At 69.7% G+C, this 13,357-nt stretch carries 16 protein-coding genes; 8 read left to right on the top strand and 8 right to left on the bottom strand.

Features of this window, described 5'->3' with window-relative positions:
* The 3 genes from JHN63_RS04030 to JHN63_RS04020 all read left to right on the top strand — a co-directional run.
* Nucleotides 1-612 (top strand): hypothetical protein (locus JHN63_RS04030; RefSeq protein WP_200677263.1); only part of this gene is annotated, 612 nt, incomplete at its 5' end.
* A gap of 31 nt (nucleotides 613-643) precedes the next feature.
* Entirely contained in the window at nucleotides 644-2,278 is a 1,635-nt protein-coding gene (locus JHN63_RS04025; RefSeq protein WP_200677262.1) for a hypothetical protein, read from the top strand.
* Nucleotides 2,275-2,979 (top strand): TIR domain-containing protein, encoded by a 705-nt coding sequence (locus JHN63_RS04020; protein WP_200677261.1) that lies wholly within the window; start codon nucleotides 2,275-2,277, stop codon nucleotides 2,977-2,979. Before JHN63_RS04025 ends, JHN63_RS04020 begins: the two co-directional genes overlap by 4 nt.
* Before the next feature lie 65 nt (nucleotides 2,980-3,044).
* Here JHN63_RS04020 and JHN63_RS04015 read toward each other — a convergent pair whose 3' ends face one another.
* Nucleotides 3,045-3,965, bottom strand: coding sequence for a macro domain-containing protein (locus JHN63_RS04015; protein ID WP_234476101.1), 921 nt, complete (start codon nucleotides 3,963-3,965; stop codon nucleotides 3,045-3,047).
* Nucleotides 3,966-4,044: 79 nt separating this feature from the next.
* Between JHN63_RS04015 and JHN63_RS04010 the strand changes: the two genes are divergently transcribed.
* Nucleotides 4,045-5,430, top strand: a complete 1,386-nt coding sequence (locus JHN63_RS04010; RefSeq protein WP_307781808.1) for a macro domain-containing protein — start codon at nucleotides 4,045-4,047, stop codon at nucleotides 5,428-5,430.
* Nucleotides 5,431-5,843: 413 nt separating this feature from the next.
* Here JHN63_RS04010 and JHN63_RS04005 read toward each other — a convergent pair whose 3' ends face one another.
* Nucleotides 5,844-6,023: a hypothetical protein gene (locus JHN63_RS04005; RefSeq protein WP_307781807.1), complete on the bottom strand. Its 180-nt coding sequence runs from the start codon at nucleotides 6,021-6,023 to the stop codon at nucleotides 5,844-5,846.
* A gap of 124 nt (nucleotides 6,024-6,147) precedes the next feature.
* On the opposite strand from JHN63_RS04005, the gene JHN63_RS04000 reads away from it, so the two are divergent.
* Nucleotides 6,148-6,387 carry a hypothetical protein gene (locus JHN63_RS04000; protein WP_200677259.1) on the top strand — a complete coding sequence of 80 codons (240 nt, stop codon included), beginning with the start codon at nucleotides 6,148-6,150 and terminating at the stop codon, nucleotides 6,385-6,387.
* 114 nt (nucleotides 6,388-6,501) lie between these two features.
* Nucleotides 6,502-7,002, top strand: a complete 501-nt coding sequence (locus tag JHN63_RS03995) for a hypothetical protein (protein ID WP_200677258.1) — start codon at nucleotides 6,502-6,504, stop codon at nucleotides 7,000-7,002.
* Between the two features lie 76 nt (nucleotides 7,003-7,078).
* Here JHN63_RS03995 and JHN63_RS03990 read toward each other — a convergent pair whose 3' ends face one another.
* The 5 genes from JHN63_RS03990 to phoU all read right to left on the bottom strand — a co-directional run bounded on the left by JHN63_RS03990 (nucleotide 7,079) and on the right by phoU (nucleotide 10,358).
* On the bottom strand, nucleotides 7,079-8,458 hold the full coding sequence (locus tag JHN63_RS03990) for a S8 family serine peptidase (RefSeq protein WP_200677257.1): 1,380 nt from the start codon (nucleotides 8,456-8,458) through the stop codon (nucleotides 7,079-7,081).
* 157 nt (nucleotides 8,459-8,615) lie between these two features.
* Nucleotides 8,616-8,807 (bottom strand): hypothetical protein, encoded by a 192-nt coding sequence (locus tag JHN63_RS03985; protein ID WP_200677256.1) that lies wholly within the window; start codon nucleotides 8,805-8,807, stop codon nucleotides 8,616-8,618.
* Nucleotides 8,808-8,923: 116 nt separating this feature from the next.
* A complete protein-coding gene (locus JHN63_RS03980; protein ID WP_200677255.1) occupies nucleotides 8,924-9,172 on the bottom strand; it encodes an SCO4226 family nickel-binding protein in 249 nt (82 codons plus the stop codon).
* A gap of 134 nt (nucleotides 9,173-9,306) precedes the next feature.
* The gene (locus JHN63_RS03975) at nucleotides 9,307-9,462 is read right to left on the bottom strand and encodes a hypothetical protein (RefSeq protein WP_019062518.1); all 156 of its coding nucleotides are present in this window, start codon (nucleotides 9,460-9,462) and stop codon (nucleotides 9,307-9,309) included.
* Nucleotides 9,463-9,668: 206 nt separating this feature from the next.
* Nucleotides 9,669-10,358 (bottom strand): phosphate signaling complex protein PhoU, encoded by a 690-nt coding sequence (gene phoU / locus JHN63_RS03970; RefSeq protein WP_200677254.1) that lies wholly within the window; start codon nucleotides 10,356-10,358, stop codon nucleotides 9,669-9,671.
* Nucleotides 10,359-10,590: 232 nt separating this feature from the next.
* On the opposite strand from phoU, the gene JHN63_RS03965 reads away from it, so the two are divergent.
* Nucleotides 10,591-11,844, top strand: a complete 1,254-nt coding sequence (locus JHN63_RS03965; RefSeq protein WP_033281263.1) for a cell wall metabolism sensor histidine kinase WalK — start codon at nucleotides 10,591-10,593, stop codon at nucleotides 11,842-11,844.
* Entirely contained in the window at nucleotides 11,841-12,521 is a 681-nt protein-coding gene (locus tag JHN63_RS03960) for a response regulator transcription factor (RefSeq protein ID WP_009340348.1), read from the top strand. The genes JHN63_RS03965 and JHN63_RS03960 overlap by 4 nt, the downstream gene beginning before the upstream one ends.
* An 89-nt stretch (nucleotides 12,522-12,610) precedes the next feature.
* On the opposite strand, the gene JHN63_RS03955 is transcribed toward JHN63_RS03960, so the two are convergent.
* Nucleotides 12,611-13,264 carry a DUF461 domain-containing protein gene (locus tag JHN63_RS03955; RefSeq protein WP_200677253.1) on the bottom strand — a complete coding sequence of 218 codons (654 nt, stop codon included), beginning with the start codon at nucleotides 13,262-13,264 and terminating at the stop codon, nucleotides 12,611-12,613.
* Nucleotides 13,265-13,357: the final 93 nt, after the last annotated feature.

Raw genomic sequence — 13,357 nt, 5'->3', positions numbered from 1 at the left:
GCCGGCGGCCTGATACCGCCCCCCGGAGCCGCCCGCACCTGGGGGCTCACCGTCATCGGGGTGCCCCTGCTGCTCGTCCTGCTGCTGGGGCTGGTCGACGGTTCCTTCTCGAGCGGGGGAGGAGGCGCGCAGGCCCAGCCGTGGACCCCGCCCACTGCGTCGTACTCGTACACGTACACCCAATCCGTCGCCGCGAGCCCCTACGGCGCCTCCGACCCGGTCGCCACGCCCGACCCGACCCCGACCGACGAGGCCACCCCGACGGGCGACGCGACCCCGACGGACCAGGCGACCCCGACAGGCACCGCCACCGCCACCGCTGCGGAGCCGGAAGCCGTCGTCACCGCCTACTTCGCCGCGATCAACAACCGTGACTACTCGACGGCTTGGGCCATGGGTGGCAAGAACCTGGGTGACCCCGACTACGACGCGTTCGTCGCGGGCTACGCCACCACGCAGCGCGACACCATCAGCCAGGTGTCCGTGCGGGGGACCGTGGTGACGGTGGTCCTCAACGCCCTTCAGACGGACGGCACTTCGCACGCGTACAACGCCGCCTACACCGTGCTCGACGGTGTGATCACCCACGGCACGGCAACCCCGATCGGCTGACCGACCCGCACGAGTGGAGCGCTGAACCATCGTGAGCACACAGGCACCGCACCGCTATCCGCCCGTCCCGCCGCCGCCCGGGGCGCCGCCCCAGGTCGCCCGCGTGTACGCGCGGACCAAGGCCACCCGCCTGCTGTCCGCGGGCACCTACCTCGACCCCGGCTACCGCAAGGACGTCATCCGCGAACTGGTCAGGAAACGCTTCAGAGTGGTCGCGCCGTCGTACGGCTACGACGCCGTGTCGGTCCTCGCCCACGCCCTCGCCGCGCGCCGACTGCGCCGTATCCAATGGGGAGTCGGCGCCGGTTCGGCGGTCCTGCTGCTGATCCTGCTGAGCAACGGCGCGCTCGGTCCCTTCGTCGGCGCGCAGCTCCTGTTCTGGGTGCTGTGGGGCGCGGCCTATCTGCGCCGGGTCGTCACCCTGCACATCCTGATGACCCGCCTGAAGGAGACCGGCCCGGCCGGCGGCTTCGACGGCGCTTATCCCGCCAACGGCAGGCTCACCCCTGCCCTGATCGGCAAGATCGACTCCGAGCAGGGCAGCCACGAAGGCCTGGTCTTCTACGGCGGGTTCCGGCCCTTCGTCGGCGCCGGTCTGCCCCTGCGCGACTGGGCGAACGCCCAACTCCTGCTCGGCGCGCCCAAGAACCGCCTCGGTGCGCGCAAGGACTTCGACGTCAACGGGACGGGATCCGGGGCCGACCTGGACGACGTGGAACGCAAACCGGTCAAGCCGTTCACCGTCCACAAGATCACCTCGTACGTCGCCGCCCGGATGGACGCGGAACTGCGCGACGAGGTCCGCCAGGACGAACGGATCGAGGGGCTGGCCGTCGAGCAGCGCCGCTACACGACGGCGATCCGCACCAACGACCGTACGCTGGGCGGCGGTTGGTCCCAGCTGCCCGGCATGGACGATCTGCCGGACATCCACTGGCGGGAGGACTACGACGCGGCCCGCGAGTACCTGTGCGTGCGCGTCGGATCCTGGAACGAGGAGCTGGTGACCTCGATCTTCGTCGGGTTCGACCTCAAGGGCGACACCCTGCACACCGAGTTCTACACCTACGTACTCGGGCCGCTGGTAAGGGAGTTCCACCTCGTCGACCAACTGCCTGACTCCTTCGACGCCCGGCTCGCGGTGCGGGTCGCGTGGGACATGGTCAAGGCCGTGCCGCGCTGGTGCGTGGCGTTCTGGCTGTGGCCGCTGCGGCTGTTCCCCGAGCGGTTCCTGCCGCAGCGGGTGCGCCGGTGGGTGCGGCCCCGGCGGGGCGGGCGGTCCACCATCGAGTTCACGGCCGCGGGCGCGACGGTCGACACCAGCGAGTTCCGGCTCGCCCGCTACGCGAACGCGTCGGTGGACTGCGGCGCGCTGACCAGCGTCCGGGAGATGGCCACCAGCGACACCTACCACCACTTCTTCCAGAAGACCGACGCGCTGAAGTACTCGCAGATCGTCGAGCGCCGACTGCTGCACACCATCCGGCAGTTCCTGGAGGAGCACGACGTGGATCTCGCCGACCACGACCGCGCGCAGACCAACATCCTTTTCGGGGACAACGCTCAGGCGATCCTCGGCGGGCACAACGAGAACTTCGGGTACAACTACCATCCGCCGGGCGCCGATTCGGGTTCGTCCGGCAGCGGAGGAGGGGGTCCGTCATGAGCGAGAGCCACACGTTCGGGGACAACAGCCAGGTCATCCTCGGCGGGGAGAACAAGGGCTTCGGCTACAACTACCATGCGGCGCCCGCGACTTCGGCCGCCGAGGCGCAGGCCTCCGACCAGACGGGCGACCAGCCCTCCGGGCAGGCGCCCGCCGGTCACGACCGCGGCCGTAGCGTCTTCGTCGTGCACGGCCGGGACGAAGAGGTGCGGCAGGCGATGTTCGGGCTGCTGCGCCGGCTCGACCTACGGCCCCTGGAGTGGGAGGAGTTGGTGCGGGCCACCGGCAAGCCCTCGCCCTTCCTCGGTGAGGTGGTCATGAACGCACCGGCGCAGGCGCAGGCCGCCCTGGTGCTGCTCACCCCGGACGACGTCGCCAAGCTCCACCCGCATCTGCTCGGCAACCGCGAACGGGACGACGAGACCCAACTCACCGGCCAGCCGCGGCAGAACGTGCTGATCGAGCTGGGCATGGTGCTGATGGCCTACCCGGAGCGGACCGTCATCGTCGAGGTCGGCCGGCTACGGCATGTCGCCGACACCGCGGGCATCAACGTCATCCGGTTCGACGGCACGGAGGCCTCCCTCGCGAAGATCGCCGCGCGGCTGAAACTGGCCGGCTGCCAACTCGACGACAGTCGGCCGGAATGGCGCGACACCCGCTACTTCCAGAACCTCTCCGCGTATCGCCGGCTCGCCTGAATCACAGCGAAAGGAAATAAGGGGGGAGGGGGACGGACGCTTCGGCGTCCGTCCCCCTTTTCCTTTCAGGCGTGGTCCAGTCCAGACGCGAGAACTCTCAAGAAGGCCGCCACCTCCCGCATATCGATCCGTTCCAGATCTGCGGGCCGCACCACGACCCTCAACTCCCGGCAGACCGCGCCCTCCCGGGACCGGGCGACGAAGGACATCAGGATCAGCCGCAGCAGGCTGTCCTGGTCGAGGTGATCGAGCCGGGACAGCCCCGATCCGACCAACGGCATCGCCACCCGCTCCAGTTGGGCGTGCCGGTGCAGGGCGTCCCACAACCGGCCGAGCCCGAGCCAGAGTTCCTCCACACTGGACGCGGCCACACAGTCGTTGCCGATACGGCTGTACGCGACCGCGAACACCAACTGCGGCCGGGCGCCCAGGACCGCCACCGTGCCGACCGGGTACCGGTCCAGTTTGCCCAGCGGCTTACGGTCCCGGTCCTCCCGTGCGACCGGTGCGACCCCGGCGAGCGCCGCGAGCAGTTCGGCGTCCAGGCGCCGTACGTCATCGTCGTAGCGCCGGAGCAGCAACTGCCCTTGCACGCTGGCCGCGTTGATGACCTCGCCGTCCGCCGACGCGGTGTCGAAGGTGTCGCAGAACCCGATGACGAGATGCGCCGGCTGGTCGAACAGGTCGCCCGCCTCGACCACGACCGTCAGATCGGGCCGCCGGAACACCTGCTCCACCCGGGGCACCGGGCGCGCCTGGACCAGACCCCACACCACGCATGCCACCACCGACACCACCGTGACCGTGCCGGGATCGGGAAAGCTCCGGGGGAAGAATTGCCCGACGAACTGAAGCACCGCCGATATTCCGCCGAACGCCACCATCGTGTTGCGGGCGAAAACCCTTCGGGCGCGGCCGGTGCCGTAGAGCCTCAAAAAGCGTAGGGGTATGCGGAGTTGGGCCACACGGTTTCTCCAAGGCCTCATGATAATCTTCTTGTCACTTCTCGGTGACACAGGGTGATACAGGGGCGCGGCGGGGGCGACGCGGGTGGCCGATGGACGAGTGCGTATTCAGGTCAAAGTGCTGGGGCCGGTCCAGCTCGACGTCGACGGGATTCCGGTCAGGCTGACGCCGCTGACCACCCGGCTGCTGGTCCGTCTGGTGGCCGCCGAGGGCGAGGCCGTTCCGGTGCGTCAACTGCGGCGGGACGTATGGGGGTTGGCGGACGGGCCGCGCCATCTGGACCAGCGCAATCGCAACGAGGTGCAGAAGCGCGTCCTGGAGCTGCGGCGCGCGCTCGATCCCGGTCAGGACGGCACCGCCGCGCGCGTGCTGCGCACCGAGCAGCAGGTCACCGTGCACGGTCCGGAGACCGCCTACCGTCTGGTGCTGCGGCCCGAGGAACTGGACAGCGCGCGGTTCACGGCGGTCGTCGGGACCGCGCTGCTGGCTCCGCCCGCGACCGCCGCGCATGAGCTCGCCGAGGCGCTGGGGCTGATCCGCGGGCGGCCGCTGGCCGAGGTCAACGGCGAGACGTTCGCCGACCCGTTCATCCGTCGGCTCACCGGTCTGTTGGACTCCGCGCGGCGTGAACTGGTCCGTGTGCAGGCCGACTTGGGGCGCCCGGAGCTCGCGCTGCCGGTCGCGGAGCTGATCGTCCGTGACCATCCCGACGACCTCGACGCGGTGCGCACCCTGGACACGCTGCGGGCCGCGCTGCGCGCCCGGCACGGTGCCGAACTGCTGCGCCACCGGGTCCCGTTGCCCGGTCAGCGGGCGGATGTGGTCCTCGTGCGCGGTGACCTGTTCGAGCAGACGGACTGCAATCTGGTGGTCGGCTTCACCGACACCTTCGACACGGAGACCGACCAGGACATCGTCATCAGCCGCGACAGCGTGCAGAGTCAGCTGGTCGAGCGGCTCTTCGGCGGCCGACGGCGCCTGCTGGACGAGAAGTTGAAGGCCGGGCTGCGTACCGTGCGGGCCGTCGGCACGGAGAGCGCGCGGGCCAAGCCGCGTGGTCGACGGGTGCGGTATCCGGTGGGTACGACGGTTGCCGTGCCCGTCGACGGCCGGCGGATCTTCGCGGTCGCCTATTCGCGGCTCGGCAACGACCTGGTGGCCAGGTCCGGTGACGAGGATCTGCGGGCCGGCCTGGACCACCTCTGGGCCTCGGTGGCCGTGCACGGCCTGTTCAGACCGGTCGCCGTCCCGCTCATCGGCTCCGGGCTCGCCCGGGTGACCGACCTCGACCGCAGCCAACTCGTGGGCCTGATCGTCGACTCGTTCATCACCGCGTGCCGCCGCTATCCCGCGCTCACCCCCGAACTCCGCATAGTGGTCCGCCCGGAGGACCTGGCCAGCACCGACCTGTCGCCGGTCGAGCGGCGATTCCACGAACTGGTCCCGGACCTGGAGCCGGCGCCGGGGCCGGACCGGGGTGAATGACCAGGACAGACAAGGAAGTTGAGGCCACCGAGCCTGAGCCCGGGTCGATACCAGAGCCCGAGTCGGCGCCAGACCTCGAGCCCGAGCCGGTGCGAGCCCCTGAGTCAGAGTCCGAGCCGGTGCCGGACCCGGAGTCCGAGCCCGACCCCAAGCCGCTGCCGTTGCCAGAGCCAGCCCCCGAGCCGGTGCCAGTGCCGGACCCCGCCCCCGAGGTGAGACCGGGCGGACCTCGGCGTCCATCCCCCGCTCCGACGGGTTCCTCCGCATCTACGGCTCCCCCACGCGGCATCGCCCACCGGTCACTGGCCCGCCACCGCCACCCGGCCTCACCGGGTCCCAGTGCACCGCCGCCGGCGCTTCCGCGGGTAGCCACCACCCGCTTCCGATCCGATTCCGACGCCGCTGGGCATGGCTCAGGGCATCGGCGGGTTCGGCGGCTGCCACTCCCGAATCTCGGCCTCCGCCCCCGCCACCTCGGCGTCCGCCTCCGGCACACCACCGAGAGCCACGACAGGCACCTCCGTCACCAGCAGCTTGCCGCGCCAGAGACTGAGCCCCGTCAACTGCCGTACGACCTTGGCGACATCGAGCACCTGGGCACCGGGATCGATGACGAGCTCACCGCCGCCAAGGCGAGTCCCGAGCGCCCCAACCGCCCTCCCCAGCAGGCGACAACAGCCCTTGGCAACGGCCCCCACCCCCTGTCACGATCAAGCCATGGTCGACTTTTCGACAGTCATGCGGCGTCTGGACCTCCTCCTTGACCTGATGGGGCCGGTGGTGGGTGTCCTGCTGCTGGTGATGGGGGTCCAGACCTATCGCGAGGGGGGCTCCGTCGGCTGGCCTGTCGCGGGAGGGGCGGTGCTGCTGGTCAACCTCTATGTGGCGGGGCGCCGGTTCGCCCGGCATCGGAAATCGGCGTCGGCACCTACGTCGTCCACGCCCACGCCTGAATGACGCGAATGGCGATGCCCCGCTTATTTCTTGTCATTACGTAGATAGGGGATGTGACCGGGCGAGAGGATGAGCGCTCGGCGCAGTTCATACGCACTCTCGGGGGGAAGAGCACCCATGGCGAACCAATACCCCGGCCCACCGCCGGAACAGCCGCCCGGACAGAACCCGTACAGCGGGCCGTCCAGCGGTCCCTACGCCGAGGGTGGGTACGGTTACCCGCAGGCCGTGCCGCCTCAGCCGCAGTCGTATCCGCAGGCCCAAGTTCCTTACAGCGCCCCGATGTTGACCCTTGGGGACATCGCGATCAACGGTGACACCATCGTGAGTCCGGCCGGGCCGATGCCGCTCAGAGGGGCGGTGTGGACGGCTACCGACATGTCGCGTACCGAGGAACGGATTCCGCCGCACGCGATCGTGCTCGCGGTGGTCTTCTTCCTGCTCTGCTTCGTCGGGCTGCTGTTTCTTCTCATGAAGGAACGCGTCACCACCGGCTTCGTGCAGGTCAGCGTCAACAGCGGTGGCCGGCACCACTCCACGATGATCCCGGTGCAGTCCCGCGAGCAGGTCGTGTACGTGCTGAACCAGGTCACGTACGCCCAGTCGATCAGCATGTGAGGACGACGGTGAACACGCGGACGGCCCAGGTGCGCGAGCACCCGGGCCGTCGAACGCGTGCCGCGTCAGCGATACCTCAGCGTCGCCAACTCGCCTTCGCCAGCGCCGGAACGAACCGCAGCGCGTCCACCGTGCCCACGCCCGTCGCCATGTCGTAGCCGTTGACCGCCGTGTAACCGGTCACGCCCGCGTACGTGTTGTTCGTGCCGTCGTTCACATCCACGATGCCGTTGCTCTTGGCGCCGTGCCGAGCGAGCGCGTACAGCGCCGAGTTGATGTTGCCCACCCGGTGTCCCGCCGCCTGGTCCGCGAGGGCGATGATGCCCGAGAAGAGCGGGCTGGCCTCGCTCGTGCCGCCGTAGACGTCCCAGCCGATCGCCGTCGGGTCGAAGCTGGAGTACGTCCACGCACCGCCGTTGACCGCCGCGGCCATCGACACGTCGGGCGTGGCGCGCTGGGTGCCGACGACGCTCTTCACGCCGTTCTGGAAGGACGGGCGCGCGAACACGTGGGACTGGCCGCCGCCGCCCGCGCCGTAGTCGTTGTAGACGCTGTCCGGCGTGACCCGGTCGCCCTTGTCGTTCAGGTGGAGCTGCGTGCCGCCGATCGACGTCACCAACGGGTCGGAGGAAGGCCAGGAGTTGACCGGCTTGTCGTAGAAGGCCGAGCCGTCCAGGTTGTAGTCGGTGGCGCCGCCGTCGCCGGAGGAGGCGAGGACGGTGACGTGCTTGCGGTTGGCGTCCTCGAAGGCGTAGCGGAGCTTCTTGATGCTGGAGAAGTCGCCCTGGTCGAAGCCGGGGAAGGTGTTCTCCGTGGCGCCGAAGCTCTGCGTGATGACGTCGCCGACACCGTGGTCGATCAGGTGCTTCTCGGCGTCCATCATCTCCGGCAGACCGGTCACGCCCTCGGTCTCGGCGACCGCCGTCTCCACCAGCACGATCTTCGCGTCGGGCGCGACCGCGTGGGCCATCTCGACGTCCAGCGTTGTCTCGCCGGCCCAGCCGGTCATGTCCGCGTTGGTGGGGTCGAAGACGGGGACGTTGCCCCACTTGACCACGTTGACCTTGGCGCTCTTCAGGCCGAACTGCTTGCTGTAGACGTCGAGATCGTGCTGGATCGTCGGCGACCCGAACGAGTCGACGATGACGATCGTCCGCCCCTTGCCCGTAATGCCCTTCTTGTAAAGCGAGTTGAGGTTGTACGCGGTGCGGTACTGCAACGGGTTGTAGCACGCGATCTGCCACTTGGCCTCGCACTGCTCGCTGGTGAGCGGGCTGGGCACGTCACGCGCGAGGGTGTGCCCGGTGATGGCCGGGATCACCTTCGTCTGCGGTACGGCGGCGGGCGCGGCGGCGCTGATGCCGGCCAGCGGCGCGGTCGCCAGCGCGGCGGCGGCGAGGGCGGCGATGGCGGCCGTAGAAGCCGCTATGGCACGTCTGTTGTGGGCTGTGCGCATGAATGCCCCCTGGGTGGTCACGAGTTGCACGCAATGGTCTGCGTGCATCTCACCCAGTGAGACATGCACAGGACAAGACAGTTGAACTGCCGATGCCGAACCCTTTGCCCAAACAGCACTCAATGCACGAACGGCCCTGACGATCGGCCCTCTTGACTCAGACGGCGGACCCGGCGAGGCGCTGGAACGCCTCCGTGGTGCGGGGGTGCGCGATCTCGTCCAGCACGTGCCGCCACTCGGGGTCGCCCGCGGCGGGGTGCGCCAGGTCCCACGCGGCCAGCAGCGGCGCGAGGGCGTTCTCGCCGGGGACCGTGGTGGAGTCCGCGTTCGTGAACTGCGTTGATTCCATGGGACGTTCCTTCCGGACGAGGGCCCCTGGGGGACCGGCTTCCTTCTACGATGCCGTCGCGCGCCTCGAGGAACCATGGAGCGCCCCACCCGGTCGGGGGTGGGGCTGGCCGGTGGTCAGATCGAGTACGGCACCGCGTGCACCTCGTCCGCCCGGTGTCCCGCACGTTCATGGACGCGCTGGACCGCCTCGGGCGACGGCGCCTCCGACAGGCAGTAGACGGTTCCGCTCTCCGGGTCCGCCCAGGCCCGCTCGAAGTGGACCCCCTCGTCCCGCTCCACGGCGAGATCCGCCTTGTGGGCCGCCATCAGCTCGTCGGCCGTGATGCCCTTCATTCCATGGTGTACGTCCATGTACTGAGCCATGACCGCGCACCTCCTTCCGTTCCTTCCATGCTGCGCCCGTACGGCGCTCGCGGCGACCGAGCACGACGAAGGGGCCCCCGGTGCCGTGAAGCACCAGGAGCCCCTTCGACGGAATCAAGGGCTCTGCACGTCGGTCAGCCGCACTGGCACGGATTGCCGGACTGGCACCCGCACCCGCAGCCCGAGCCGCAGCCGCAGGCGCCGAAGAGCGGGAGGCTCTTGATCTCGGCGGGCTGCTGCGTCTCGCGCTCCTGCGTCGGGTCCGGCGTGGTGGCGGGGGATTCGGCCATGGGTCCTCCTAGAGGCTGGTGCCTGTGCCCATTGGATGCCCGCTCCGCTGGGCGCATCAACGGCGCATTGAGGCTTCCGCCCCGACCGGCCTGTCTCCGCCCCGCACCCGGCACCCTCCAGAGGCTGGGGTCGGATCTAACCAGTCACGGACGGTGACAGCGGTTAGAACCGACCCCACAGCTTCCGACCCCCCTGGTCGGCAGGCTTACGCCCCCTCCGCCCCCGTCACCGGCTGGATGTCCGGCTGGATCTCGTCCGCGTGCTCACCCGTCACCAGGAACACCACGCGCTTCGCCACCGACACCGCGTGGTCCGCGAAACGCTCGTAGTAGCGGCCGAGCAGTGTCACGTCGACCGCGGTCTCGATGCCGTGCTTCCACTTGTCGTCCAGCAGGTGCTGGAAGAGCGTGCGGTGCAGCAGGTCCATCGCGTCGTCGTCCTGCTCCAGCTGGAGCGCCAGGTCGACGTCCTTCGTGATGATGACCTCGGCCGCCTTCGCCATCAGACGCTGCGCGAGCTGGCCCATCTCCAGGATGGTCGCGTGCAGGTCGTGCGGCACCGCGCGCTCCGGGAAGCGCAGCCGGGCCAGCTTCGCCACGTGCTGGGCGAGGTCGCCGGAGCGCTCCAGGTCGGCCGACATGCGCAGGGACGTGACGACGATGCGCAGGTCCGTCGCCACCGGCTGCTGCCGGGCCAGCAGGGCTATGGCCCGTGCTTCCAGGTCGTGCTGGAGGTCGTCGACCTTCTTGTCGGCCTCGATGACGCTCTCGGCCAGCTTCAGGTCGGAGTCCAGGATCGCCGTCGTGGCGCGTCCGATCGCCGACCCGGTCAGCCGGGCCATCTCCACCAGACCGTCACCGATCGAGTCAAGTTCCTCGTGGTACGCGTCCCGCATCAGGGTTCCCTCTCCTACGTTCGCTTCGGGGGCTCAGGGGCCCCGGGCCCGTCAGACTGTGACTAAAAACCGGCCCTTCCACCCCACGCTCCCACGTTCCCGCTCCTACGCGACGGTTTCCGCCACCCCAAATGAACCAATACTGGCTCCAAGGTGAACTCTGGGCGACGAGTGTTCGAGGTCGCACTCCGATGGCTGTGGCCAGGAGGTATCCCATGCCTAACCTGGGGGCATGGACGTGAACGCGGCGGTCGCCGCAGCGGCAGCGATCGCCGGGGTGCTCACCGGCGTCATCGCCATGCTGGCGTTCCGCTGGAGCGAACGCGACCAGAAACGACCGACCAGGACCTCCCTGCACACGGACCCGGTGCTTCCGCCGGGTGTGGACACCGTGCTCTCGGTGCTCCGCTCCTCGGCCGTCGTCCTCGACGAAGCGGACGCCGTGGTCAAGGCCAGCTCGGCGGCGTACGCCCTCGGACTGGTCCGCGGCGGGAAACTCTCCGTCGACCCGATGCTCCAAATGGCCCGGGACACCCGGCGCGACGGCGAGATACGCCAGGTCGAGCTGGATCTGCCCCGGCGCGGCACCGGCCGCGGGGAGGCCCTCGCGGTCTCCGCCCGGGTGGCGCCGCTCGGCTCCCGGCTCGTCCTGCTCCTCGTGGAGGACCTCACCGAGGCCCGCCGTATCGAGGCCGTACGACGAGACTTCGTGGCGAATGTCAGCCACGAACTGAAGACCCCCGTCGGCGCGCTCTCCCTCCTGTCGGAGGCGGTCATGGACGCCTCCGACGATCCTGAGGCGGTGGAGCGTTTCGCCGGCCGGATGCAGATCGAGGCCACGCGCCTGACCAATCTCGTGCAGGAGCTCATCGACCTGTCGCGGGTCCAGAACGACGACCCCCTCGAAGACGCCGAACCCGTCCGCGTCGACGAACTCGTCGCCGAGGCCATCGACCGCTGCCGGCACCAGGCCGGCACCAAGCAGATCACCATGGCCGCCGGCGGCACCGCCGACCTGCATGTCTACGGGAACCGGGGCCAGCTGGCCGCCGCCCTCGGAAACCTGGTCGAGAACGCCGTCAACTACTCGCCCGCCCGTACCCGCGTCGGCATAGCCGCCCGCCGGGTCAGCGCGGGCGGCGGCGACCACATCGAGGTCGCCGTCACCGACCAGGGCATCGGCATCTCCGAGAAGGACAAGGAGCGCGTGTTCGAGCGCTTCTACCGTGTCGACCCGGCCCGCTCGCGGGCCACCGGCGGTACGGGTCTCGGACTGGCGATCGTCAAGCACGTGGCCGCCTCGCACGGCGGGGAGGTCACGGTGTGGAGCTCCGAGGGACAGGGCTCCACGTTCACCCTGAGGCTGCCGGAGGCGGGTGCGGCCCGCGACCGTGCCCACCAGCACCCCGACCTCGACGACGAGGTCGAGGGGTCCCCTGAACCATCCCCGTACGAACCGCTTCCCGCCCCGGAGGTCCTTCCGTGACCCGAGTGCTCGTCGTCGAGGACGAGGAGTCCTTCTCCGACGCCCTGTCGTACATGCTCCGCAAAGAGGGCTTCGAGGTCGCCATCGCGACCACCGGGCCCGACGGGCTCGACGAGTTCGAGCGCAACGGCGCCGACCTCGTCCTGCTCGACCTGATGCTGCCGGGGCTGCCCGGCACGGAGGTCTGCCGCCAGTTGCGCGGCCGCTCCAACGTTCCCGTCATCATGGTGACCGCCAAGGACAGCGAGATCGACAAGGTCGTAGGCCTGGAAATAGGAGCCGATGACTACGTCACCAAGCCCTTCTCGTCCCGCGAACTGGTCGCCCGTATCCGGGCCGTCCTGCGCCGCCGCGGCGAGCCCGAGGAGGTCACCCCGGCCGCCCTCGAGGCAGGTCCGGTCCGCATGGACGTGGATCGCCACGTGGTCACGGTCTCCGGCTCCAAGGTCGACCTGCCCCTCAAGGAGTTCGACCTGCTGGAGATGCTCCTGCGCAACGCGGGCCGCGTACTGACCCGCATGCAGCTCATCGACAGAGTCTGGGGCGCCGACTACGTGGGCGACACCAAGACCCTGGACGTCCACGTCAAGCGCCTCCGCGCAAAGATCGAGCCGGACCCGGGCGCGCCGCGGTACCTGGTGACGGTGCGTGGCCTCGGCTACAAGTTCGAGCCGTAAACCGCGAGCACACGCTCAGTGGTGCTACGACGATGGGCGGGACCTCTGCGCAGAGGTCCCGCCCATCGTCGTAGCCGTACGACTGTCGCTCAGCCGGTGGTGGCCGACTCCGAGGACGTCGCGCTCGCGGAGGCCGAGTCGGTCGGGGTGGCCGACGTGCTCTTGCCCGGCTTCGGGGAGGCGGAGGTGGTCGCGGAGGCGCCCGGGGCGGCCGTGGGGATCGCGGTCGGGCCCCACTTGGTGAAGTAGCTGTCGGCCGGGACGACGAAGGCGCTCAGGCCCACCCCGCCGGTCGAGCTGAGGGTGAAGGTGACCTTCTGGGCGTTGCCGTCCAGGAGGCTGTCGCCGGGGGTGGCCAGCGCCGCGGAGGCGTTGCCCTTGCCGCCCAGGATCAGCGAGCCGCCGGCCGGGACGACCAGCTTGCCCTTGCCCTTCGCGGGGGTGAGCGTGGCGCTGCCGGCACCGTCGACGCTGACGGAGTCCAGGGTCTGGTCCTTGACGCCGGTGTTGAACAGGGTCGCGGAGATCACCGCCGGGCCCGCGCCCTCGGTGCCGGACCCGGTGAGGGGCTGGGTGATGACGAGCGCGTTCTGCACCTTGATGTCGCCCACGGAGGCCGCCGCGTTGTCCGGCTTGACCTCCAGCGTCTGGGCGTCGTTGCCGGCACCGCACGCGGCGAGCGAGGCGATCGAGAACGCGATGGTGGCGGCGGCGAGGGCGCCGCGTCGAAGGCTGCTGCTCACGGCGGCGGCTACTCCTTGAACGTGGGCGGAGCAGGGCGACTCCCGAATAAAGCCGCCCTAAGTGTCTGTCAGCGGCCTTAGGTTACCGAGCCG

It is taken from the genome of Streptomyces sp. MBT65, assembly GCF_016612545.1.
Taxonomy (GTDB): domain Bacteria; phylum Actinomycetota; class Actinomycetes; order Streptomycetales; family Streptomycetaceae; genus Streptomyces.
The sequence above is the reverse complement of the archived record's forward strand: the minus strand, read 5'-3'. Positions and strand labels throughout refer to the sequence as shown.